At 43.5% G+C, this 24,752-nt stretch carries 24 protein-coding genes; 16 read left to right on the forward strand and 8 right to left on the reverse strand.

Annotated features, from left to right (window positions below; all coding sequences use genetic code 11):
• The first annotated feature begins 21 nt into the window (after positions 1–21).
• From porK to porN, 4 genes are all read left to right on the forward strand, one after another.
• The gene (porK, locus tag KN811_RS14955; protein WP_187965059.1) at positions 22–1,374 is read left to right on the forward strand and encodes a T9SS ring complex lipoprotein PorK/GldK; all 1,353 of its coding nucleotides are present in this window, start codon (positions 22–24) and stop codon (positions 1,372–1,374) included.
• 58 nt (positions 1,375–1,432) lie between these two features.
• Positions 1,433–2,086 (forward strand): type IX secretion system motor protein PorL/GldL, encoded by a 654-nt coding sequence (gene porL, locus KN811_RS14960; RefSeq protein WP_187965058.1) that lies wholly within the window; start codon positions 1,433–1,435, stop codon positions 2,084–2,086.
• A 38-nt stretch (positions 2,087–2,124) separates the two neighbouring features.
• Positions 2,125–3,693 (forward strand): type IX secretion system motor protein PorM/GldM, encoded by a 1,569-nt coding sequence (gene porM, locus KN811_RS14965; protein WP_187965057.1) that lies wholly within the window; start codon positions 2,125–2,127, stop codon positions 3,691–3,693.
• 147 nt (positions 3,694–3,840) lie between these two features.
• Positions 3,841–4,740, forward strand: coding sequence for a type IX secretion system ring subunit PorN/GldN (gene porN / locus KN811_RS14970; RefSeq protein WP_187965056.1), 900 nt, complete (start codon positions 3,841–3,843; stop codon positions 4,738–4,740).
• A gap of 231 nt (positions 4,741–4,971) precedes the next feature.
• Here porN and KN811_RS14975 read toward each other — a convergent pair whose 3' ends face one another.
• Complete coding sequence (locus KN811_RS14975; RefSeq protein WP_187965055.1) at positions 4,972–8,019, reverse strand: sensor histidine kinase; 3,048 nt, start codon at positions 8,017–8,019, stop codon at positions 4,972–4,974.
• Between the two features lie 568 nt (positions 8,020–8,587).
• Here KN811_RS14975 and KN811_RS14980 point away from each other — a divergent pair.
• Positions 8,588–8,869, forward strand: coding sequence for a hypothetical protein (locus tag KN811_RS14980; RefSeq protein WP_216334866.1), 282 nt, complete (start codon positions 8,588–8,590; stop codon positions 8,867–8,869).
• A gap of 5 nt (positions 8,870–8,874) precedes the next feature.
• Complete coding sequence (locus tag KN811_RS14985) at positions 8,875–9,264, forward strand: hypothetical protein (RefSeq protein WP_187965053.1); 390 nt, start codon at positions 8,875–8,877, stop codon at positions 9,262–9,264.
• Positions 9,265–9,412: 148 nt separating this feature from the next.
• On the opposite strand, the gene KN811_RS14990 is transcribed toward KN811_RS14985, so the two are convergent.
• From KN811_RS14990 to KN811_RS15000, 3 genes are all read right to left on the reverse strand, one after another.
• A complete protein-coding gene (locus KN811_RS14990) occupies positions 9,413–10,189 on the reverse strand; it encodes a ParA family protein (RefSeq protein WP_187965052.1) in 777 nt (258 codons plus the stop codon).
• A 590-nt stretch (positions 10,190–10,779) separates the two neighbouring features.
• Positions 10,780–10,965: a hypothetical protein gene (locus KN811_RS14995; protein ID WP_187965051.1), complete on the reverse strand. Its 186-nt coding sequence runs from the start codon at positions 10,963–10,965 to the stop codon at positions 10,780–10,782.
• Between the two features lie 407 nt (positions 10,966–11,372).
• Positions 11,373–11,897: a hypothetical protein gene (locus KN811_RS15000; protein ID WP_187965050.1), complete on the reverse strand. Its 525-nt coding sequence runs from the start codon at positions 11,895–11,897 to the stop codon at positions 11,373–11,375.
• A gap of 380 nt (positions 11,898–12,277) precedes the next feature.
• On the opposite strand from KN811_RS15000, the gene KN811_RS15005 reads away from it, so the two are divergent.
• The 6 genes from KN811_RS15005 to KN811_RS15030 all read left to right on the forward strand — a co-directional run bounded on the left by KN811_RS15005 (position 12,278) and on the right by KN811_RS15030 (position 16,768).
• Positions 12,278–12,436 carry a hypothetical protein gene (locus KN811_RS15005; RefSeq protein ID WP_187965048.1) on the forward strand — a complete coding sequence of 53 codons (159 nt, stop codon included), beginning with the start codon at positions 12,278–12,280 and terminating at the stop codon, positions 12,434–12,436.
• A gap of 84 nt (positions 12,437–12,520) precedes the next feature.
• Positions 12,521–14,455, forward strand: a complete 1,935-nt coding sequence (locus tag KN811_RS15010; protein ID WP_187965047.1) for a tetratricopeptide repeat-containing sensor histidine kinase — start codon at positions 12,521–12,523, stop codon at positions 14,453–14,455.
• Between the two features lie 10 nt (positions 14,456–14,465).
• Positions 14,466–15,131 carry a response regulator transcription factor gene (locus KN811_RS15015; RefSeq protein ID WP_187965046.1) on the forward strand — a complete coding sequence of 222 codons (666 nt, stop codon included), beginning with the start codon at positions 14,466–14,468 and terminating at the stop codon, positions 15,129–15,131.
• A gap of 232 nt (positions 15,132–15,363) precedes the next feature.
• A complete protein-coding gene (locus tag KN811_RS15020; protein WP_187965045.1) occupies positions 15,364–15,786 on the forward strand; it encodes a GIY-YIG nuclease family protein in 423 nt (140 codons plus the stop codon).
• Positions 15,787–16,023: 237 nt separating this feature from the next.
• Entirely contained in the window at positions 16,024–16,230 is a 207-nt protein-coding gene (locus KN811_RS15025; RefSeq protein WP_187965044.1) for a hypothetical protein, read from the forward strand.
• Between the two features lie 343 nt (positions 16,231–16,573).
• Positions 16,574–16,768: a bacteriocin gene (locus KN811_RS15030; protein ID WP_187965043.1), complete on the forward strand. Its 195-nt coding sequence runs from the start codon at positions 16,574–16,576 to the stop codon at positions 16,766–16,768.
• 188 nt (positions 16,769–16,956) lie between these two features.
• Here the strand turns inward: KN811_RS15030 and KN811_RS15035 are convergent, their stop codons facing one another.
• Both KN811_RS15035 and KN811_RS15040 read right to left on the reverse strand, forming a co-directional pair.
• Positions 16,957–17,418, reverse strand: coding sequence for a GNAT family N-acetyltransferase (locus tag KN811_RS15035; RefSeq protein WP_187965042.1), 462 nt, complete (start codon positions 17,416–17,418; stop codon positions 16,957–16,959).
• 35 nt (positions 17,419–17,453) lie between these two features.
• On the reverse strand, positions 17,454–17,855 hold the full coding sequence (locus KN811_RS15040) for a helix-turn-helix domain-containing protein (RefSeq protein WP_187965041.1): 402 nt from the start codon (positions 17,853–17,855) through the stop codon (positions 17,454–17,456).
• A gap of 272 nt (positions 17,856–18,127) precedes the next feature.
• Here KN811_RS15040 and KN811_RS21875 point away from each other — a divergent pair, with 272 nt between their 5' ends.
• Both KN811_RS21875 and KN811_RS15050 read left to right on the forward strand, forming a co-directional pair.
• Entirely contained in the window at positions 18,128–18,694 is a 567-nt protein-coding gene (locus KN811_RS21875; RefSeq protein ID WP_187965040.1) for an RNA polymerase sigma factor, read from the forward strand.
• A 573-nt stretch (positions 18,695–19,267) separates the two neighbouring features.
• A complete protein-coding gene (locus KN811_RS15050) occupies positions 19,268–19,513 on the forward strand; it encodes a hypothetical protein (RefSeq protein ID WP_187965039.1) in 246 nt (81 codons plus the stop codon).
• Positions 19,514–20,161: 648 nt separating this feature from the next.
• Here KN811_RS15050 and KN811_RS15055 read toward each other — a convergent pair.
• Positions 20,162–21,133, reverse strand: coding sequence for a helix-turn-helix domain-containing protein (locus tag KN811_RS15055; RefSeq protein WP_187965038.1), 972 nt, complete (start codon positions 21,131–21,133; stop codon positions 20,162–20,164).
• A 197-nt stretch (positions 21,134–21,330) separates the two neighbouring features.
• Positions 21,331–21,738 (reverse strand): DUF7793 family protein, encoded by a 408-nt coding sequence (locus KN811_RS15060; RefSeq protein WP_247716505.1) that lies wholly within the window; start codon positions 21,736–21,738, stop codon positions 21,331–21,333.
• A 241-nt stretch (positions 21,739–21,979) separates the two neighbouring features.
• On the opposite strand from KN811_RS15060, the gene KN811_RS15065 reads away from it, so the two are divergent.
• Both KN811_RS15065 and KN811_RS21960 read left to right on the forward strand, forming a co-directional pair.
• Positions 21,980–24,400 carry a bifunctional aminotransferase class I/II-fold pyridoxal phosphate-dependent enzyme/GNAT family N-acetyltransferase gene (locus KN811_RS15065; protein ID WP_187965037.1) on the forward strand — a complete coding sequence of 807 codons (2,421 nt, stop codon included), beginning with the start codon at positions 21,980–21,982 and terminating at the stop codon, positions 24,398–24,400.
• Between the two features lie 97 nt (positions 24,401–24,497).
• Positions 24,498–24,626, forward strand: a complete 129-nt coding sequence (locus KN811_RS21960) for a hypothetical protein (protein WP_282097922.1) — start codon at positions 24,498–24,500, stop codon at positions 24,624–24,626.
• Positions 24,627–24,752: the final 126 nt, after the last annotated feature.

The raw sequence follows: 24,752 nt of genomic DNA on the forward strand, positions 1-24,752 counted from the left end.
CTATAATTAACCAAAGAACGAATGAAAAAACTATTGTTTGTTATAACCCTGGGATTATTTCTTTATAGTTGCGGTAAAAAGGACAGGGGAGAACTGGTTGGAGTAGGTGGAAAACGATGGCACCCGGAAAAGCCATTTGGGATGACCCTGGTACCCGGGGGCTCCTTTATTATGGGTAAATCCGAAGCCGATGTGTCCGGAGGAATGAATGCCCCTACCAAAACCGTTACGGTACGATCGTTTTATATGGACGAGACCGAAATTACCAATAGTGAATACCGGCAGTTCGTAGAATGGGTAAAAGATTCCACAATACGGACAAAACTCGCCATCCTTGCCGACTACGAGGGGCTTACCCCGGATGACGGCGGTATAGGGGATTATGCCTTTATGGATGCCGATACTTCCAAACTTTCTGCCTATGACAAATATATGCTCAATAATTACGAGGGTATGGGAGAGACTGGTTTTGAAGGAAGAATGCTGAACAAGAAACCGAGACTTATCTGGGATACCTCCAAATATCCCGACGAATATTATACCGAAGTCATGGACTCCATGTATCTCTCCATGGAAGAATCCTATAACGGCTATCGAACCCTGGACGTAACGAAGTTAAAATATAAGTATACCTGGATGGATATTCAAGCTGCGGCCAAAATGAAAAAAGGCAGCAGAAAAGATTTCGTGAAGACCGAAGAACTGAATATCTATCCGGATACCACAGTGTGGATCAAGGATTTCTACTATTCCTATAACGAACCCATGCACAACGACTACTTCTGGCACGATGCATACAGCGAATACCCGGTAGTAGGCGTTTCCTGGAAACAGGCCAAGGCTTTCTGTAACTGGAGAACCAAGTATAAGAACGACTTCCAGAAAGCCAGGGGCAAAGGTTTTGTAAACCAGTTCAGGCTTCCTATCGAAGCAGAATGGGAATACGCCGCCCGCGGGGGACTGGAATCAGGGACTTATCCCTGGGGAGGGCCTTACCTGATGGATGAAAGAGGATGCTTCCTTGCAAACTTCAAGCCCAACAGGGGAGACTATGCCGCGGACGACGCTCTCTATACCGTAGAGGCCAAGTCTTACGAACCCAATGACTACGGGCTTTACAATATGGCAGGAAATGTATCGGAATGGACCAATTCTGCCTATGATGCCAATTCATATGATTATGCATCAACAATGAACCCCAATGCCTACGACGAACGAAACAAGAGAAAGGTGATCCGGGGAGGTTCCTGGAAAGATGTAGCCTATTTTTTACAGGTCAGTACACGGGATTTTGAATACCAGGATTCTGCGCGTAGCTATATAGGTTTCCGTACCGTACAGGATTATATGGGAACTAACGAGACCGGAAGATAGGCGGGAGAGCTACTGGAGTAATTAAAAACTAATATAACACAAATCAACTATTACCATCATGGCAAGATCTAAATCGAATAAGCAGCTGTTTAATTTGGCCTATAGTCTGGGCGCATCTATTGTAATCTTAGGAGCACTGTTTAAATTAAACCACTGGGAACTCGGGTTCCTGGACGGAACTCTGCTTCTGGCCATAGGGCTTATCACGGAGGCATTGATATTTGCCATTTCGGCCTTTGAACCGGTCGATGAGGACGTGGACTGGAGCTTGGTTTATCCCGAACTCGACGGCGGAGAAGCCAGAAAGAAGGAGAAGAAGGCCCAGGAAGAAGTGGTTGAGGCCGAAGGATTGCTCTCCAGAAAGCTGGACGACCTGCTTAAGGAAGCCAAAATAGATGCAACGCTGATGAGCAGCCTGGGGCACAGCATACGTAATTTCGAGGGAGCTGCAAAAAATATGGCCCCTACCGTAGATGCCATTTCATCTACCAGAAAATACAGTGAGGAACTTTCCGTGGCCGCAGCACAGATGGAATCGCTCAACAGCCTGTATAAAGTGCAACTGGAAAGTGCCGGAAGACAAGCCGCCATTAACGAAGAAGTAGCCAATAATGCCGGAAGACTCAAAGAACAAATGGAGTCTCTTACTTCTAACCTTTCGTCCCTGAACAATGTTTACGGAGGAATGTTATCGGCTATGAACAAGCACTAATTAGTAGTCATCCAAACCAAAAATCAAACTAATTAGAAATGGCAGCTCAGAACTTATCACCACGTCAAAAGATGATCAACCTCATGTACCTGGTCTTTATAGCCATGCTCGCTATAAACATGGGTAAAGAGGTATTGTCGGCTTTTGGCCTGTTGAATGAAAAATTAGAGGCTTCAAACGTTAAAGCCACCACAGATAATACAATGGCTCTGGAAGGGCTAGCCAGGTTGGCAGGCGAAAAACCGGACAGGTACAGGCCTGTGCTGGAAAAAGCCAATCAGATCAAAGAGACTTCGGCAGATTATTACGCCTATCTGGAGGAGCTGAAAACGGAGATGACCGAGAATCTTAACGACAAGCAGGACTACGAAAAAATGGACCAGCCCAAATTCCTGGACAAAAAATTCTTCAGGGGGGGCGGAAAATATACCGACGAAGGCCAGGAGTTTGTAGATAAGATAGATAATTACAGGGAGACCGTAATGGAAATCCTGGGAGAAGAGAATTTTAGCGAGATAAAGAGTTCCGTAGCAGGAAGGTTCTCTACGGGCGAGAACGGAAAGGCCGAGAACAGGGACGGAAAGAAGATAGATTGGCTGAACTACAATTTTGAAGGATTCCCCCTGGTAGCTTCGCTGACCAAGATCACTCAGATGCAGACCGATATAAAGACCACGGAGAGTGAAATTTTTGGTGCCATGCTTGGAGAAGAGCTCAGCAGCGAGGTATCCATGACCAACTATACCACCCTGCTGGAACAGCCTAAGTCTGCATACTATCAGGGTGAGGTTTTCGACGGTGCCGTAGTTCTGGGAAGAACCGATGCCACGACCAAACCTCACGAGGTAGAACTTTATCTCGACGGGAAAAAACTCACGGAAGACGACTATAGCCTCGACGGAGGTAAAGTAAAACTCAATGTGAGTTCAGGTAGCCCGGGCGATCACAAGCTGGAGGGAAAACTGATATTTATGCAAAATGAAGAACCTATTGAAGTACCGGTTTCCTCAACTTTTGCCACCATTACCAAACCCAACGCAGCGGTGATCTCTGCCGATAAGATGAATGTGGTATATCGCGGTGTATCCAACCCTATCACCATTTCCATACCCGGAATCCCGGACAACAAGGTTTCGGCCTCTGCCACCGGACTTACAAGGGTCTCCGGAAGCAAGTATACAATGCGTCCCGGTAGCGGAAGAACAGTAAATATCTCAGCGAGTGGTACTCTGCCGGACGGACAGCGTATCAGCACCACTTCCGAATTCCGTATCAAGGATGTGCCAAGGCCTTCCGGAACCATACGGGGAGAATCGGGAGAGGTGAGCATGCCGCGATCCAGCCTGGAAAAATCAACGGTGGGCGCTATACTGGAAGACTTTGACTTTGACCTGAACCTCGGTATACGAGGATTTAAATTCAAGGTTCCCGGACAGCCTACGGTGTCTGTAAGTGGCAATAGACTGGACGGTAAGGCCAGAAGCGTACTGAAAAGAGCCCGAAGAGGCGATGCCGTTCAGATATTCGACATCCAGGCATATATTACCGGAAATACCGGATACAGATTGAAAAAAGTGTCGCCGGTAGTTATTCAGCTTACCAATTAAGACCGGTTTATCCCGCACTTTTTTATGACCTTATAACTGTGCACGTACCGGGTTTGTGGAGAACTCCACAGACCCGGTTCAGGACAGCTATGTCCTGAGCCTGCACAGGTACAGCAGTAAATCAATAATATAAATCATGTAAAAATTATGAATTGGAGAGTTACTACCCCGCTTTCCCTGGTCTTTTGTATATGTTCTCATTTCTCCTTCGGACAAGCTAACCTGCTCAACGCAAAGAAGCCCGAAGAGATCGGGGTGAAAACAGAAAGACAAAAAGAAGCAGATAACGATGAGCCCATGGATTACGGTTATGTAGACGACCGTGATGTCATGTGGTCAAAAACCACCTGGGAGGTCATAGATCTCGACGAAAGGGTGAATTTCCCGATGTACTATCCCATAGAACCCATAAGGGAATCGAACAGGAAATCACTGTATGATGTCTTTGTAACCGCTATTAAAGACAGCGTACTTACAGATATTTATGTAGATTCGTATTTCACGGAAAAAAGGAAATTCGAAGACCTGGACGCCACGCTTTCCAGCATCGATACTACCGACCTGGGGTATGAGCAGCTCAATGCCGGCGAGGCATTGTCCCCGGAATATGTAGACCGGAGAGACATTACTGCGGCAGATATCGTGGAATACCGTATTAAAGGAGTGTGGTATTTCGATAAACGCCAGGGCGAACTGAAATACCGGCTGCTGGCTATCGCGCCTGTTGCCCCCGATGTTAACTTTATCGATTCTGGTGTGGACGACGGGTCCAACCTGGTCGAGTTGTTCTGGGTATGGTATCCCAGTGCACGGCAAATACTTCATGAGGCCAAGGCGTTTAACAATAAGAATTCCGCCGCACCCTTGTCTTTCGACACCCTGTTGAACACGAGAAGGTTCAATGCCACCATTTACAAAGAAGACAATGTTCACGGAGACAGGTCTATCAAGGACTATATTGTGGATAATTCCCTGTTCCAGTTGATGGAAGGCCATAGGATAAAAGAAGAGATCAGAGGGTTTGAAGAAGATATATGGACAAATTGACCGGGATTTTATCTTCCCGTTATCCGAATAAAAACACTTATCACACAACGCTTCCTCATCAACCGGGGAAGCGTTTTTGTTTTTATATGGGTTGTCTTGGTGGGAACTTTCTATACGGAGGTATTGATAAGGATTATTCTTATGTTGAATTTCAGTTATATTAAAGAGGCCGGGATTCCAGGCAGCCGATACGTTGCTCCTGCATGGCACCCGACCCGGTGATGGAGAGCCTTAACGCGCTTCCGAAGGAAAGATCAGGGTGATCCGGGTGCCTTTGTTGACTGTACTCTTAATATCTACCTTACCGTTGAGGATAATGAGCAGGTCCAGGATGATCTTAATCCCCAGGCTATTGCTCGTGCTAATATAATCGGTATTTTCTTTTTTGTCCGGGCGGATCAGGGACTGGTAGTACTGGAGTTGCCTTTTGGGGATACCTTTACCTGTATCTGCTATAACAATATAAAGTTTTCTTTCCCGCTTAAAGGCATCCAGGGTTATTTTCCCGTTATGTGTGTTCTTCACGGCGTTGTCCAGAAGGTTATGGATAATTATGGACAGCAGGTGCTTGTTGACCGAAATCATAAAATTATCCGGGATGTAATTGTATATTCCGGTTCGTTGTGAATTGGCGATCTCCGTGAACAGGCTTATTTTTTCCCGGACCAGTTTCTGCAGGTTATAGCTTTCTCCGGGGGTGTTTTGCATGCCTTCGTAAATACGGGCTTTGCTGTAATCGAGAAGTTCGCTGATAAATTCGTGGATCTTTACTGAGGCATTATACATGGACCGGATGCCTTCGCGTATCATTTTTTTGTTGCCGCTGTCGTAGTTGGCGTAGAGGTATTCTCCCGTATCTACCATAAAACGCAAAGGGCTGCGTATATCGTGGCTTATGGAGGCGATGAGCTTTTCCTGTATGGCAGTGTGTTGTTTCAGTTTGTCTTTGGTGACGCGGAGCGTGCTGATCGTATTTCTCAGGTGGCGTGTACTTTCTATGATCTTCTTTTTCAGAAGGGCGTTTTTGTAGCGCACGTATTTTATGCGCAGTTTTATACAGTAAAATATGAGCACCGGGACAGACAGGCACAAAAGAGCGTAGAACCAGTCGGTTTCCCAGAAATAGGGAGGGACAATAAGCGTTATTCTCTTATGGAGGTAATGAGAGTAGAAACTGTTCATTTTTCGCACAATAAGGGTGTGTTTTCCCGGAGGTAACTGGGAGAAGGTTATGGTCTGCCCGTCTTCGACATATTCCCAGTTTTTGTTGTTTTCGTCCTCCAGTTTAAATTCTATGTTCAGGTTGTAAGGATTGTCAAAGTAGGGTGTGGCCAGGCGGATGTGTACCCTTCCGAAGTCGCGATCCAGGATCACAGTGTCCCTGTTTACGGGGAGGATATGGTCTGCTGTTCGGACCTCGTCGACATAAATGGTCTTATTGGGCAGGTTGGGTTTTACTTGTTCAGGACTAAAGATCACAATTCCGTTGAGCGAGGGAAGAGCAATGTGCCCGCTGTTCAGTTTTATACCACAGGGTTCACAGTTCCCATTGAATTCATTAGACAGGAATCCGGAATCTTTGTTGTAATAATGATAATAGACCTGTTTCATCTTTCCGCAGGCGTAGTCGAGCATTTTCTTTTTGGATACCTGAAACAACCCCTTGCCCGTAGTGATCCACAGATACCCCTGGTCATCTTCTACAATGCAGTGCGATGAAAGCATATATCCCTTCCTGTCCGGCGGAAAACCGATCAGTGCTCCGTCCTTGTACAGAAATATGCCGTTTGTGGAAGTGGTGATCCATATTTCCTGCGGATTTGGGGCATACAGGCTTTTGATATGCTTGGCATAAAGTCCGGTGACCTGGCTGGTTTCTTTGTTGCGGAGGTCCATTTTGTACAATCCGTTGAAGCTGCCCAGCCAGAGTGTACTATCGGTAGTTTGCAGCATATAACAGGTGTTGAAATCCAGTGTTTTAAACCTTTTAGGGCTGCAATCCGGGTCGGAAGAATCGAGATAGTAGAGAGCACCTTTGGAGGCTATTCTTTTTTCGTTGTTGAGATGTACGGCAATCCATATCCGGCCGTCAGTACCTTTATACAGTTGTTCTATCTTTTGCGGGAGTGTCCACTGCTGGTATTCGTCGTAGTTCGTCTCTTTCCGGAAACGGTACAGTAGATTATGGTCCTTGGTCCAGATGTCTCCCTGCCTGTCTGTAATAAGGCTGTATTTGTCACTTTTCCAGGAGACATTCAATTTTTTACCCGAAATATTAGCTACGTCAATGACAGATCCGGTGGCCGTGACTATCTGATTTGTACCATAGCTGGCCAGGGCGTATTGCACCATGTCCGTTCCCGGGACGTTGACGCTGTGAAAATCGTATTTTTTTACGATACCCATGCCCCGGGTGGCACTTCCCATATAAATATGCTTCAGGTAGGGATCGTAATAGATCGATAAAATGCTGTTTTCAGCACTGAAATCGAAATCTGCCAATATACGTTGAAGATAAAGCCCTGTACCCTTTTTCTGAAGGAGATACAGCTCTTTTTCCGTGTGGACGAAACTTTGCTGAGTTATGGCATTGTGGATAATCCCGGTGATTTTTTTATCCGGGACCTTTGTTCTTCCGAAAAATATCCCGCCGTCATGTATCATGGCATATCTGCCATTGTTTTGCAGATAATACAGGGTGTCTCCCATGGTAAAGAAATGCCGGGGACCGTTGTGAGGAAAACGGAGCCTGTATGTACCCTGTCCGGACATTTGATAGGCCACAGTGTCATTGCCTATGGAATAACGGGTGTTGCCGGACGCGGGGATAATGTACCTTTTGCCCGCCACACGGGTGGAGTCCGGGATGTTTCCCGTAAAAGGGGCCGTGTTGTGGCCGGGATAGGGCCTTGCCTTATTATGAAACGTTTTAGCAGTCCTTTTGGATATCAGGAGGGTTTCGTCAAAATCGTTATAGACGAAAATACTGTCCATGCCCGGATTTCCTTCGGCATGGGTCATGCGGTTGTTGTGTATGGTAGTATTTTCAGAATTAAATACCCTGAAGTTTCTGCCGTCGTAGCGTACCAGGCCGTTTTGGGTGAGGAGCCAGATAAAGCCATAAGTGTCCCTGAATATTTGTTTTACACTGTTTTGTGGTAACCCGTCACTGTCGGTATACCATTTTATGCTATAATCTTTAGCAGGGTGATTGCGGATTTGGTGGCCATAGGTTATAAGATGGAGGGAACTGAAAAGGGTGATCAACGTAAGTCGCATTAGAATCAGAGGGAAATTCTAAAGATTATGTAAAATTTGCGGGCGTTAAATGTTTGCTACCAGGAGTGATAAAACACCTGTTTTATACTTATTTTAATACTATAAAACAGTTATAAGGTACTGAAATAATGTAGGTTATGAAAATTCTTATTTGAGGCCTACAAGTATACGAAAAAAAAAGTTAATAATGACCTGGCTGTTATAGAACTTGTTCTACACTGAAAATGAACTTATTCTACACGGGCCATGTATTAGTTCTACGGCTTTTTTGAGGAGATTATAAGGCAACTACGCTACTTTTATATCGACGTTAATACAGCGTTTCCTAATATCATAATCAAGTGTTTAGATAAGTCTTCCCGGCAAGTGTTGCTTTGCCGGGAGCTTATTTAGTTTATTTAAACTGCGAATACCGGAAAACTGTCCTGTCGTTCCCTTGTCCCGGCATTATCCGTATCGGGAGAATGAAACTGTACGGGCAGGAAATTAAATAACTTTTTCTAAGTGTGGATATTAGACTTCAATAGACAGAAAAAATTGAGAGATGTCATTATTTTGTAAATATGTCATGCTTTTATTGCGAGTCAGACACTGCTCTTTTGAAAGTTCCTTGTGGAAAAGCAGTAGAGAGCAACGTATTTCTCACCTGAAAAATATCCTGGAAGGCGAGGTGTTGCTGTCCAAGTCTAAAGCCGAGGTTGTGGAACTTCTGGGTGATGAGTACAATCACTATTATGTAGATCGATGGAAATATTTTGTAACAGACCTGAAGAGCCTGCCCTACAAAATGTACCTGGAGATCGAATTTCGCAATAATGCGGTTTCCGTTTGCAGGGTAAAACTCGTTTAAAGCGTATGGAAATATTTGTACTTCAGGTAAAAGAGAATGAGAGTAGGGCGGTCCGAAAAAAAATAGAGGGTTTCAGCAGTTCCGGTCACCTGTATTTGCATCCCGGTTTCCCGTTTTATTATACTGATGGTGTTCAATATGCAATTGCTCTTTTTGAAGACGGCAGGTTGTTCCTGGATATGGCTATGTGGGCATTTGCACTGTCGCGGGAAACAGATTTTATTGTAATCCGCCTGTGCAGGGGAGAAAAGGGGGATTGCTGGCTGGAATTCTGTAAAAGAAACAGGGAGGTCTTAAAAAGAGCGAGAATCTCCCGGAACATCCCCCTGGAACCCGGTGTCTGTATGTGTTTTTACTTTATTGGAAGAACCCTGCTTCTGCCTAACGAGTTTTAAGAAACTGTTTTCCGTGCGGGCAAAGGCAAGGTTAAAAGATTGATAGGAGATTGACCCCGCTACGCGGGAAGATTGAAGAAGATTAAAATGTTTAAGATCAAACTCTCATTATCGAAATTCAATCTTCCATCAATCTCTTTCAATCTTTTTATTCAGTGGTGGCAGTTCCCTTGCTTATGATCTCATGAGCGAGGCTCAGGTAACTCAGTGCCCCCTTGCTGGTGGCATCGTAGTTGATGATACTTTCACCATAACTGGGAGCTTCGCTCAGGCGGATGTTGCGTTGAACGATGGTGTCGAAGATCATATCGCTGAAATGCTGTTTTACTTCTTCTACCACCTGGTTGGACAACCGAAGCCTGGAGTCGTACATGGTGAGCAGCATACCTTCTATATCGAGCCTGGGGTTGTGTGTTTTCTGAACGCTTTTAATGGTGGTAAGAAGTTTTCCGAGGCCTTCCAGGGCAAAATATTCGCACTGAATGGGTATGATGACGGAATATGCGGCAGTAAGGGCATTGAGCGTGAGCAGCCCGAGCGACGGGGCACAGTCTATAAGGATAAAATCATAATGGTCGTCAATCCCTTTCAGGGCTTCCTTAAACATGTATTCCCTTCTTTCCTTATCTACCAGTTCGATCTCTATGGCTACAAGGTCTATATGGGCCGGAATAAGGTCTACATTGGGAGATTTGGTCGGTATCACGGCGTCTTTTGCTTCAACGGTGTGTTCTAGCAACTGGTAAGTGCCGGTTTCTACATCATCTACCGGAATACCCAGCCCTGAAGTGGCATTGGCCTGCGGGTCTGCATCTATAAGCAGCACTTTTTTCTCCAGAACACCCAGCGCAGCCGCCAGGTTAACGGAGGTAGTGGTCTTGCCCACGCCACCTTTCTGATTTGCAATAGCTATGATCTTACCCATAATAACAATATTGATTTTTAATGACTTATAGAGGTTTGTTGTGGTTTTTAGAGATTTATTGTTATTGGAAATAAATCAATGTTTTAACAAATTTCAAAAGCTCCCCTTTTCATCTGAAGAGGGGTGTCCCGCTTGTGGGACGGGGAGTTTGACCCGGCCCAAGCCTTGGGAATTTGCCCGGAACACCTATGTTTGTCCGATGGTTTGGGCTTTCTAACTCCCGATATCTCGGGACAGGCTCTCGGGTCCCGATCAGAGATCGGAACCACCTCCTTTCATCACAAGGGAGGAGCCCTGTTAGGCTCAATCAAAACCAAATGTAAAAGCAAAAAACAATTTTCAATTTATTGATATTCAACTTCTTGTATTTTTTATTTGAAAATTAACGCATCACCAGTAATTCATTGTAATAAATATCTATAAGTGACCACATCATAAATAGTTCTAATATAATTCCTGAATATCCCGGAGCTTATCCCTGTATTGAACGGGTTGACAGGGCGGCTAAATTTCCTAAAAAACCTGCTCCGGGACTTCAGGAACCTACGGTTGGTTGTTTGCAATGCGGTTCCTTTAGCCTGTGCCTTTGATCATTTATTTGTTATGCCACGGGCATAGAGGATCATCACAAAGCCTATGAGCAGCAGGATAAAATTTCCCCACACATAGCCTGTTTCGTCATTTGCCATCATGCGGTATTCCATAACATACCCCAGAATAGTTGTCAGGGAATAGACGGATATCACAACTCCTGCAAGAGTCAGTAGTTTTCTCATCAACTCAAAAAGTAAAAGGTTTCCACAAATCTATTTCAAGGTTTAGTATCAATTTTCAGGGATAAATCCCGCTCAGGCATGCATCGATGCCCGGGTTAAAAGTGCGGTGAAATTAGGCTATTTTCCCTAGTAGCTCATGGCCTGAAATGTAGAACTAATTCGAATATCAGGTAGAATGAGTTCTATGTGATACTCCCCCCCGTGAAATTAAACTGGCCGGAATGTTTTATCTTTTCCCGACATGATCTTTGGTTTTCGAGAGATACATTTTCGAGAGATACGGAGTTACGGGCTTTAGTGTTTTTTTGCTCGTGGGATGTACCCAGGGGAACGTAAAGAATTCGATCTTACCATCGATTATGGCATACCACATTGAGACCTTGCCGTTCCTGAAAAAGGAGATCGAGTCACCCGCCTGTATTTTTTTTAAACTTGGCCAATACTTTTTCATTGAGCTCCACTTCCAGTTCCAGGTCAGAACATCTTATCTTTTCGTAGTGGTCATCCATCCAGATCATACAGTTCTTTTTATAGTATTTCGAAACGAAAAAGAACAGCCCGCTCAGAAGGAGGAAATTAACAACCAGGCTAAGGGCTATCTGCTTGTACATTTTTTTGATCTGCCTGGAAAATTTTCGGCACTTTTCTTCTTCTTTGGTTTCGTTTCTCCGGATAAAATCCTCAAAGCCCCTATAACCGATAAATTCGGCAAGAGCGTTAAGCGTAGCCTTATTGGGTGTGATCTTTCTTTTTTCGCCGGTGATATACGCCTTGTAATACCGGGTGATGTTCCTGTCGCTCAGTCGAAAGCTGAAGTCGTCTTCCATTTTTTGGGCGAGGTACCTGGACCTCCCGTTTACGGAAGTTTCCACGGCTATTTCTTTTACTTTGCCGAATACGGACTCCATGAGGTTCTGAATCCATTTTTCCATTTTTAATGTGTTTAAGTGTAAAATGATGGTTTACAGATTTTTGTGAGTCAGTTTTATGAACGTTCACAAATTGTCAAAGAGATGTCTTGCCTTTGTCTACACTCTTTTGTCTTTCCTGTCTTTACTTCGCTGGCAGAATGGGGCCTTATTTGGCGTAGCTAACATACCAAAAGATAAGGGCCTGTTTTTACGGAAATCCGTAATGCGGGTGGCCGATGGCCGTAGGGAAGTGGCCAGACGCCTCCGCATTTAAGATTTCTTCTTCCCAAAACCAAGGAGTACTCCCACATTACGGGGCTTATGGGGTGCCGTAACCCCAGGCATTTCCGGCTATTAGCCGGACGGTTACCCCTTTGTCTAATTCCAAAATTTTATCAAAAATGAAAAAGTTACTTTTAATTATAGCGGTTGTTATTGCCAATCTGTCCCTGTCGTCATGTACTTATGACGATGTGGCGGAGAATGAAGCGTTGTATGATACGCAAGGAGGGCCAGGTGAAGACGGAGATATTGAACTACCTGAAGAGCCTGAATATTAAAAATATTTTGCAAAGAAAAGCCGCGGAAATTATTCGCGGCTTATCATTTTTTAGTAATTTGGGGGGAAAGATCAAAGGTACCCCATGAAATTCAGTTTCTTAGCTCTGTTCATCATTATAGTGTTTTATGCTGGTTGTGATGAAAATATGGAGACCCAGAGAGGAACGCCGGAAAAGGTAAAAGATTCTGCAGTATACTTTTTTGAACGCTCCAAAGAGAATACCCTTTCTACTGAAGAAAAACTTTTCTTTGTTAACCAATTTCTGGCGCATGTCAAAGATGATCACGATCCTTTAGTGTTAAAGGTATTGTCCCAGAAAATATACCTCCATAATACAATGAGGCAGTACGATAGTTCTCTGTATTATACCGATGAACTCATAAAATTTTCCAAAGTACAAGAGGATACTCTGTATCTGGCTAAGGGGTATTATAGGAAAAGCAAAATTTTCAGCTATTTAAGTGATCTGGAGGAGAGTTTTAAAAACGCCATAGAATCCAAAAAATACTATCTGGCTGTCGGTGATAGTTCCCAGGTGGGAAAACGTTTGGTTGAAATGGCAATAGCCCAGGGGCGTTTAGGAGATTATTCCGGCAGCCAGGAAAGTGCTACCGAAAGTTTACTCTACCTGGATCACAAGAAAGATTCCCTTTACTTATCCGGTGCATACAATCGTATTGCTATAAGCTATAGAGGGCAGGAATTATATGACGATGCCATTAAAGAATATGAGAATGCCCTGAAGTTTGTCGCATCGGGGAAAGACAGCATTGTGGTTTTGACTAACATTGCCAATGTCAGAATGGACCAAAAAGAGTTTAACTCAGCTATTGAAATATTTACCTCTATTGCTCGTAAAAAAGGAGCAAATAGTACTAAAATAAAGGCGCGGATCATAGACAACCTTGCTTATACGAGGTGGTTGCAGAATCCGGGGGCAAATGTTTTAGCAGAGTTAGAAGAAGCTCTTAAGATAAGACTGAAAAATGATGATATGGAAGGGCTTCAGGCCAGTTATGCCCATCTTTCCGATTTTTTCAGGCCGGTAAATAATGCCTTGGCTGTTGAATACGCAAAAAGATATCTGGATATTTCCACAGCGTATAAAAATCCGGAAGGGCGGATAAGAGCCCTGGAAAAACTGATTCACCTGGCAGCTCCCAATGAAAGTCAGCTATACGCCGGGCAATACACTTTATTAAATGATAGCCTGAATACGGCCAGGCTCAGGGTCAAGAACGCCTTTGCCAAAATAAAATACGATTACAGCCGGGAAGAACAACAAAAATTAAAATATAAAACCGAAAAGGAAAGAACGGAACTCCTGTTAAAAAAAGAAAAGACAGAAAACCTGGTCCTCTTTATGGTTGTCATCGGTATAGGTACAATCTCCTATCTGTGGTATACCCTGAGGAAAACCAGGGAAGAAGCAAGGATAGCAAGAGAAAGGCAGGAAGCCATATACACCACCGAAATACGCCTGTCCAAAAGGGTGCACGACGAACTTGCCAATGGGGTATACCATATTATGGCGCAATTGGGAACGGGCACTCCCGATAAGGACATTCTGGATAAACTGGAAAAAATATATATGATGACAAGAGATATTTCCAGGGAAAATACAGGTGTTGATACCGGTGCCCGCTTTCCGGAAGAACTCACTTCCATGCTGGGAAGCTATTCTTCCGGTGACACCAGGATCGTTATCCTCGGCCTGGAGGATGTTTCCTGGCAAAAAGTATCGATAGAAAAAAAGGTGAACCTCCACCGGGTATTACAGGAATTGATGACCAATATGAAAAAACACAGCAAGGCCACACACGTAGCCATAACTTTTTCCGAAACAGCGGAAAAACTGAAGATCACATATTCCGATAATGGTGTGGGCATACCATCTGGTATGTTAAAATATGGCAACGGGCTCCGGAATACGGAAAACCGTATTTTATTCGTAAAAGGAAGCATTACTTTTGATATTGAAAAAGGCTTTAGAGCTGAAGTTCAATTACCTTACTAATCTTTTGCGTATGTTTAAGAAAATATTAGTTGCCGAGGACATAGACAGCATAAACAAGGGATTGTCTGCTGTTTTGAAGAAACTGGAAATACCGGAGATGTATCATGCTGTGTATTGCGACGAGGCCTATCTGAAAGCAAAAAGGGCCGTGCTGGACGGGAATCCCTTTGACCTGTTGATCTGTGACCTTTCCTTTAAGCCCGATCACCGGGCTGAAAAACTGACTTCGGGAGAAGAGCTTGTTGCGGTGGTGGCCGGAGAATTTCCGGAAATACCTATTATTGTGTATTCGGTAGAAGACCATCCGCAAATTGTAAGGTCTCTCTGGAACAGGGGACAGATACGCGGATATGTCTGTAAGGGACGGAATGGCCTTACCAACCTGGAAAATGCCATCAGGACTGTAAATGACGGAGATTCTTACCTTTCCCCGGAGGTGGAGAACTCAGTGAAAAAGAAAAATTTCCTGACCCTCAGGGAATATGAACTGGCGCTGCTTACCTGCCTCGCCAATGGGTTCACCCAGGAACAGATAGAAACACACTTCAGAAAAGAGGGCATAAAGCCCAGCAGTAGAAGTTCGATGGAAAAGAGGCTCAAAGAACTTAAAGAAGACTTTAATGCCAATACTACGATCCATCTTATTACCATTTTAAAAGATCTCAGGTTGTTATAGGCTTTGTTATACAGAAAGCAGTTTACGGCTGTTTTTAGAGCTGGTGGTTTTCACTGCCTTTGAGAGCCGGAGCATCCCGTTTCGGGGTATATGGGAGATCGGTCTCTTCAGATATTTTACGGAAGCATATACATCTGTTTGAGGACAGCTTTTTTTGTGTTTTATGGAAATCCGTAAGGAAATTTGTCATAATGCCTTTAGGTTTGAAGGTTAAACTCAAAAGGTATACTTAATGACAGAAAAAGTATTCGAACAGGAATTCAAAGGATACTGGAGAGCAGGGGACAACCGTGGTTTACCCACTTATTCAGGGATATTTGTGGTACAAAGCTATTACCACGACCGGGATAAAAGCACCGTATCCATGAACGACCTGATCTATATAGGAGCAGCCGATAATATTAACGAACGGGTGAGGAACCATGAAAAAAAATCGTTGTGGAAACAAAAGCTAAAGCCGGGAGAACAGTTTTGTTATAGTTGTACCCCGGTGCGCAAAGAAGACCGGGAGAGAATAGTGGCAGCTCTGATCCATGTACACCAGCCACCGGCTAACAGCACCTATGTGGATACTTTTCCGTTTGATACTACCCGGATCAGGCTCTGCGGGGATTATCCCGTTCTGGAAAAAGAGATCGTAGCGGAAACATCCTGAAAAATATCAAGGAAAAAGATGTGCCTGCCGAAAGGCACCGCCGGATACAGGTGAAGTAAAATTCTTAACGATTTCAGTGGTTAAAACGACATGTTTTTTAAACAAAACCTCTAAACTGCAAGGTTTATACAGGGAGTGACTTTATATTAGCAGTGTAAAACGGATACGTTCCATTACACCACTAAATAAGCGAAAAAATTGTCTTAAATCTTTTGTATAACCTAAAATTACTTTTTTATGAAAAATTTAGAAAACTTCGGAGTTCAGGAACTGAACGCTACGGAATTACAAGAAGTTAACGGAGGCCTGGACCTCGGTGGAGTTATTAACCTGGTAACCGGGGTCCTCGGTACTGTTACCGGAGTAGTAGGCGGAATTGTTTCTGTAGTAGGAAGCATAGTAGAGCTTGCTCTTGGTCTTGTTACCGGAGTAGTTGATCTGTAATTGATCTCTGATCATTCAGCTATCCTAAAGGAAAAACAGCCTTAAGGAGCATATACCCGATAACAGGCAAAGGTGTTTGCCCTGGGGAATATGCTCCTTATCGCTCTTTTCTTTTACCGGATTGCAGGAAATAAAATACTTATCTTATTTTATTAATCTACATTTTTAAAGCTATGAAATGCCCATAAGCAAAATTGTCATACCAACCGGCATGATTATTCCGGGCATTACTCGTACTGTTATTATTTAGTCATTGGAACTCGTGAAACCTAACACAGTGGTTCAGCGTAGCTAATCTTCGATTTCCATCTGACCTGTGAAAAAACAAATAAAAAATAAGCAGATGAAACACTTAAATAAATATGGCGTAGAAGAACTGAACGAAAATGAACTGAGCAATATTAATGGCGGCTTGAATATTGACGGTATTCTGGAAGTACTCAACGGTATAGTGAGTATCGTAACAGCCCACATGGATGCTGCTCTTGATGCCGTTAGGGATTTTATAAGCGACTTTTTAGGAGGAATCAACGGGTGATCAGCCTTATCTTCCCTATGTATTTTAAGAAAGTGGCAGGACCGATTCCCCAAATCTTTTTTTATACAACATCAGCCCCCGTCTGTTCTTATAGGAAAATGCTATAAGGGGAGGAGGGGTTTGTTGTATCTGCCCGGCTCTCGCTATGACAGACAACATTGTTTTTAAGGATGTGGCGAAAAGTGAATTTATTTTTGTTCCAGTAGTTTTTCAAAACATACGCTGTCTTTCACACCGGCATACTGACCGTAATTAGGGATAACACTATAACCGTTTTTCTGATAAAGCCGGATAGCTTCGGGTTGTTTTTTTCCGGTTTCGAGAATACATTTCTTATAAGAAAGTTCCATTGCCCAATCCTCAAGGGCTTTTAAGACTTCAGAGGCCATGCCCTTTCCCCTGTTCTCGGGAGAAGTATACATCCGTTTTATTTCAGCAATATCCGGAGTGTATTCCTTTATGGCACCACAAGCCGATGGTTTCCCATCTGTATTATAGGCTACAACAGCATGTTTAATTTGGTCTGTCTTATTGTATTGCGCATAAAAAGAATGTTCCTCACCGTCTCTTAGCGCCAAATCTGCGTCAAGGTATTTAATGAGTACCGAAAAATCCTTGTTTTCAGGACTGATTCTCAGTATTTTTATCATAAAGTATTAAAAAAGTTCTAAAGGGATTCCCGGGTTTATTCGCTACCTGGCAACTTTTTTTGCAATTCCAGCTCTTCGATCCGCTTTTTGTATATCTCCCGTGTTTCGCGTAGCGTACTGTTGGTTTCCTGGAGGGCTTCATTGGCTTGTTTCAGTGCCTCGATCTGTCCTTCCATGGCATTAATCCTTTCTGTGAGTATATAAGTGCTGCTCTCTTCCTGCACCGGATAGAGACCTTTCAGATCTTCCTTGAGCATAGGCCCCTCTCCCGTTAGTAACCAGGCCGAATTGAGTTCGTTGCACTTCATATAAATAAGTTCCGCATCAAAAGAATTCCGCTTCCTCCAGTTCGACAAGGCCTGTGGCTTTATACCCAGGTGCCGCGCCAGGTCAGCATCTCTTTTAAAGTGATAATGATATTTTATTTGATCTAGCATGAGGGACCTGTTCATTTTATCGTAAACTTTTGGTGTAAAAATATTTCAAAATTTGTCAGTTAAACAAAACGTTTATATATTTGTTAGGGTTCCCGGAATACCAGATCATTCTCAAAACCGGAATAACCGCACGTAAATATACGTAAAATGAAAATTAACCGGATCGCTTTAACCCCTTAATGCGCAGACCGGACGAAGAACGACACAGAATTTTCGGGTTCTGTGGTAAATAATCGTAACTTTATTCCCATACTAACCAGAACTACAGCAAAGTGAACAAGCAAAAACCTCAAAGAATAGATAACAGGCTCGTGGAGTCTCTTAAAAAAGGAGATGAACGAGCATTCAGAACTATTTTTTATGCACTTCGAAAAAGACTTTACTATTTTGTGTTTTCATATGCCAAATCAGATTATGTGGCAGACGAGATGGTCCAGGAAGTCTTTATTAAAGTCTGGCAAAAAAGAGAAAGCATAAAGCCACCGACCTTTACGACCTTTGTATTTACCATTGCCAGGAACCTTACATATAACCATCTGAGAGATGCCTTTCGCAGAGAATCGCTCAAGGAAGAATTGTGGAAAAACGTCTGTACCCAATACGAACCCATAGAAGCCACGATCTACTTTGACGAATACCGGCAGATCGTAAACCGGATCGTTGATGGCCTTCCTCCTCAAAAAAAGATCATCTATAAATTATCCAGGGAGGAGGGGAAATCCAATAAAGAAATAGCCGGAATGTTGGGAATAACCCCCAAAACCGTAAAAAATCACCTGTGGAAAATCATGGAAGTGATAAAGTTCCGGTTACGTCCACACCTTGAAAACAATTTGTAATTATTCCTGATCTTTTGACTGCACTGATCGGGCCTAAACGTTGTGGACGGCGCGAAAATCTTAGCCTGTCCATAAACGGTTATATTCTTCTATTTTTATTTTTCCTTGGGACTATATGATTTTACCTGTGTATAAATTACAGACACATGTATTTCTGCTAAAATCTCGCAGCAGCTTTAGTTTAGTACTACGTTTCTCATATTAGGTTATTTTGGATTGGTGTGAGATTTATGATGTGTTCACACGGGATCTTTTGAAGGTTCCGTGTTTTTTTATGCACTTATCCGAAACATGGTGTATTTCTTCATAATCCTCACTAGACCTGTGATCTTCCCCTTTTTAATTTGTCCTGTCAGGTGTTATTTCTGTATGTTCGATTGGAAATGGCCGTTTTGTATGGTTGAGTATTATGTTTTCCGGTTAATTTTCCCCGTTTTTAGCGGTATAAAAGTGCGTTCTCAAAAAAAAATACCTTTTCATTAGGACCGTCTATACACTTCCGGTGTACTAATTATAGAACAATTAGTCTAATAAAGATAGCATATTTATACATTCATCCTAAAACACAAAGCAATGAAGAACGACCGAGAATATCTGGACGTACTGCTGGGAAAATTGCGTAGCGGTACAATGACCGAGGAAGAATTCGAACACCTGAAAGCATATATGGGAAGGCCGGAAACGGAGCAGGAAATAAAACAGCTGATGGACGAACACTGGAAGGAGATAGCGGAAGCGGAAGAAGAAGAGGACTTCGATGGAGAAGAGGGCCCCGATGAGGAAGACGACCCTTTTGACGAGATGTTTTCCCTTAATTGATGAAAATTTTCCCTTGCCAGCCGTGAGTTGCGAACATGGTCAACTGCGCTGGGACCATTTCCGCATATAGAAGCATACTCACGGCTATACACACAAAGGCAAGAGAGAAAGTTATCTGAAATTTCGTTACTATGGCGATAAGGTTGACCGTTATCGTATGATTCCGATCTGATTTTAGTCAGATTCTTTATGCTTTGTACGTAAAATTAATAAGTTTCATCGTGCAGGACTTATCTGAGAGGGATAAAAACTTATCTCTAAGGGATTTTTTTCTGGCGTTCACCTTGTTCTTTGAGATTTCAATATAGAGAGAAAAACACAGGGATAATAAAACCGTGAGACTTTAGGGCTTGCAGTACATGAGCGATATAGATATGTAAACCCTGCTCACGGTTTTTGGCAAGGGTAGAGCGATGTATCATACGAAATAGCTTTCGTACTCTCTTGAAACCGCCATGGGCAATTTCCGGGTTTCAAGTATCTAAAGGTAATAAATGGATATTTAAAAACTTATCTGAGAGGGATTAAGACTTATCTCTAAAGGATTTTTTTGATTATTCCGGAGGAAAGTTACACGAACCCGAATATAGGTTATTTCATGAGAGAGAAAATATGGTATTCGGCAGCAATATTCGTTTTATCATATCATTATTTGTTTTTTTCACGCAATAGTTTGCGGAATTTGCTCGGCGAGTAGCCGTATTTGCCCTTAAACACCCTGGAAAAATGTTGAGCAGTTTTAAAACCCGTCATTTCCGAAATGTTCTTTAACGGCAATTTGGAATGCTGTACAAGAAGACTTGCCTTGCGAAGCCGCTCTTCCTGTAAGTAGCGGAATACAGTAGTGCCGTAGAGTTGTTTAAAACCGTACTTTAACTTAAATTCATTGGTGCCTAGCGTGCGGGCCAGTTCTTTTAAGGAAAAATTGGGCTCGTCGAGTTTGTTGACGATATACTCCTGTACCTGTCCGATTTTTTTGAGATCTGAATTGTTGAGGACAATGCGGAGTGTATTTTTGGAGGAGTGATGGTTATGGATCTTTTTATTTTGTTCAGCTCTTTTCCGCAGTTCGTTTTCCGTTTCTTCACTTCGCAATATGGTTTCTATGGCCGTCACCAGTATGGAACCCTGATGGTGAGCATTGAGAAGCGTGGATACGGAACAGATGGTCGGGACAATAAAATATTTCTTGGCCTTGAACGATAACTCCAGGGTATGATTATATGAGTTGCCGTTCAATATGTCGGACTGAAAGTCCTGCCACACAGGTTTGGATTCTTCCGTGAGAAAGGCAGATAAAGGTCTTCCGTGTATTTCCTTTTCCTTAAACAGGAGAATATCCGGTGCAAGAGGATTAAAACTGCTAACGCGAAAACGGTCATCAAGAACAAAAGTCATCTGGCCAATGTGTTTGTAAGACTCATTGTAGTTCACATAATTTTGATGACGCAAGGCCTCTCCCAGTTCTTCAGTCATCATATTGGCCAGGACGATCAGGGCCTCCAGCTCATCATTCTGGCTGGACCTTTCGATACGGTAGGAAAAATTTCCGCTTGCGACCTCGAGAAGCATCCGATTGATGCTTTTTATCCTTTTTTTGTCGTGATCTACATTCATCATTTGGGGTAGATTTGAAAGTTACAGAAAAAGATAAGTCCGACAGTAGTGTCGAAAAAATCGCTTGGTATTCTGGTGTTTTTCTAAAAGTACTAATGATTCATAAGCCATGTGACAATTAGGCGTCCGAGAAAAGGGGAGATCGCTAAGTTACATAATGTAAGTTGTTTATGCAATTTTATTGACCTCGTTTCCCGAAATTAGGGCGATATAAAAGTCTCCAGGAACCGGAGGGCTTTTTGCCTGTCAGTAAATATTTTTGAGGGAATATTGGGCTTGCTCACTTTGAGATAAAATTCGAGTATAACATGGCTGACAGGTGGCGCCACCAGGATGGAAACCGCTCTGGTGAGTGTAGACCCTTCCCTGGCAAGGTAGTCTCTGGCGGTCTTGTCGACATCTTTAATTCCGCGGATGTCACAAAATACGGGGAAACTCCGCTCGTTCTGGAATTTTAACCTGTCGGCGACGATTATTTTTGCGGCTTTGAGGTCGATAATGGTGTTTGGTTTATATACAAAAAAGAGAATATTCCGGTCTATCCAGAATTTGGCATACTCGTTTTCAATATTGGGCATGCCTTGGTTGAAATCTTCAAAGTACGTCATAATTTGTGGGGTATATAACCCGGCAATTTAACAAAATTTTATATATGCAGGCCATTTACGGCCACCCGGTTATAGGTTAACGCTAAACTTTTTAAAAAAACTTGTCTGAGAGGGATTATTTCTTATCTGAGAGGGATTATTTTAGGTTTGCAGATGCTGATTTGGGTTAATTTTTTTAGTTTGGGTGGTTTAAAAACAACTAGACCTTCGTTTGTTTTTGCCCCGGTGAAAAGGGAAAGAGATGGCAAAAATAAAACATAATAACTTCCTGGATACGGTGGACGGGGTTTTCTCGGATGCCACCGAGGCCGGTGTGCTCCACCTTTATGCCCAGGGCAGTAGTTTCGGCGGCCGAAAAATAAAGGTGAACGACAGGGATCTGCTGCATTTCGGCACTACGGGCTATCTTGGCCTGGAACAGGATTCCCGCCTTAAGACCGCTGCTGCCCGGGCCATTTTTAAGTTTGGCACACAGTTCCCCCTTTCCAAAACCTATATCTCCCATCCCCTGTACAGGGAACTGGAAGAAAAAGTGCAGGTCATGTACGGATATCCCGTAGTGATTACCAAAAACAGTACCCTGGGACATATGGGGGTCATACCCACTGCGGTAAGGGATGAAGACGGCGTTATCCTGGACCATCAGGTACACTGGAGTGTACAGAATGCCGCCCAGCAGCTCAAGGTGCGCGGAGTACCCATAGAAATGATACGCCACAACAATCTGGATATGCTCGAAGACAAAATACGTGACCTGTCTTCCAAATGCAGAAAAATATGGTATATGGCCGATGGGGTGTATTCCATGTACGGAGACTGCTCACCGATTTCCGGACTTATGGAACTGAGCAATAAATATCCGCAGTTACATTTGTATTTCGACGATGTACACGGCATGAGCTGGATAGGAAAGAACGGTACAGGTTATGTGCTGCACAAGCTGAAAGAACTGCCGGAAAATGCGCTACTGTTCGGTACTCTGAGCAAGACTTTCGGGGCCAGCGGTGCTGTACTGGTATGCCCGGATGTAAAAATGTACCGGAAGATCCGGAATTTCGGAGGGCCACTGACCTTTTCGGCCCAATTAGAGCCTGCTTCCGTTGCTGCTGCCTCTGCCTCAGCAGACATTCACCTCTCCCCGGAGATCTATAAGTTACAGGACGAATTACGCTATAAGGTCAGGTATTTAAACCGGTTGCTGGAGAAAACGGAACTCCCGTTGATAGAACAGAACGATTGCCCGGTATTCTATATCGGAACCGGGATGCCCGTTACCGGTTATAAGCTCGTAAGACGACTGATGGCCGAAGGTCTTTTTATAAACCTGGGTATATATCCGGGAGTCCCTGTAAAAAATACCGGCTTAAGGATCACTATTTCCAGGCACAATGAAGAAGAAGACATGGACCACCTGGCGGAAGCCCTGGCGTATCACTATCCGAAGGCCCTGGAAGAAACCCATACCACATTGAACAGGGTGAGAAGGGCGTTCCGGATGCCGGTAACAAATACCGAACAAAAAAGGAAAGAGCCCGGAATCCTGGATTTGCAGTTAGAAAACACTATTCACAAGATAAATAAAGAAGAATGGAATACACGGTTTAAAGGTCACGGGATTTTTGACTGGGAAGGCCTGGCGTTCCTCGAAAAAGCGTTTTGCGGTAATGCCGCACCGGAACACAACTGGTCTTTCTATTACCTTATGATCCGGGACAAAAGCAGAAAACCGGTGCTGGCTACATTCTTTACCCTGGCCCTTTGGAAAGACGATATGCTGGCCCCTGCCTCTGTTTCCGTGAAACTGGAAGAAAAGAGAAAACAGGATCCTTATTACCTTACTTCCCACGTGCTGAGCATGGGGTCCCTGTTTACAGAGGGGCAGCATTGCTATCTAAACAGTTCACACCCGCAATGGCGGGAAGCTGTGAGGATACTTCTGGAAACACTGGAAACACTCAATGAGAAGAAAGACACATCCATGCTGGTATTACGGGATTTTACCGAAGAAGAAGATCTGAGCCGGGTATTTCACAACCGGGGATATATAAAAATGGCCATGCCCGATTCCTGTGCCGTGGAAAACCTGTCCTGGCAAAGTGTCGAACAATATGTAGCCTCGCTCTCTTCCCGTTCCAGGAAGCATTTCCGGAAGGAGGTGAAGCCCTATGAAAAATTTTTTAATGTGAAGTTCAGGGAAACCGTTACTGCCAAAAAAACAGAAGTTTACAGGCAACTCTTTGAGAATGTACGGAAAAACAATTATGACCTGAATACATTTTCCTTTCCGGAAAAATTGTTCGCCGTCATGTCACAAAGCCCCTTTTGGGAGTTTATGGAGCTTTCCCTGAAAAAAGAATACCATAAGCGAAAAGATGGCATAACTTTGGGCGTGATGTTCTGTTATAAGAACGGTAAAGATACCTATGTGCCTGCTTTTATCGGAATGGATTATACATATGCCCGGGAATACCAGTTATACCGGCAGATGTTGTACCAAACCGTAAAACGCGCAGGCAGTCTCGGGTTCCGGAGAATAGATTTCGGACTGTCAGCTTCTTTCGAAAAAAGAAAAATAGGGGCAAAGGCCACTCCTAAGGTAGCCTATATCCAGGCCAGGGACAATTTTTCCATGGAGCTGATGGGAGCCATGAGAGAGAAATAGTCGGTATTCGGTATTCGGTGGTCGGTAATCAGTAAAACATACCACACACTGACCACCGAATACCGGTAAACTTTAGAAGAAAAAACACCTGGAATATATGAATCGGCATAGAGCATCGATAGAAGTATTACTGGAAAAATTCCGTGAAAATACCATAACCCGGGAAGAGTTCGATCGGCTTTCGGAAATCGTGAACGATCCGGCCACGGAATGGGAGATCAAATAGGATCAATCTCAAAAGTTGGGGAAGAATTGAAGTAAAAGTCGATCTTTGCAAAAAAAGATATTGCTTTGGATAATTACCTGGACTTTATAAAACTTGTATTGCCCCCATTCATCGTAGATCATTTTG

The sequence above is a fragment of the Sinomicrobium weinanense genome (assembly GCF_018863395.1).
GTDB classification, from domain to species: Bacteria; Bacteroidota; Bacteroidia; order Flavobacteriales; family Flavobacteriaceae; genus Sinomicrobium; species Sinomicrobium weinanense.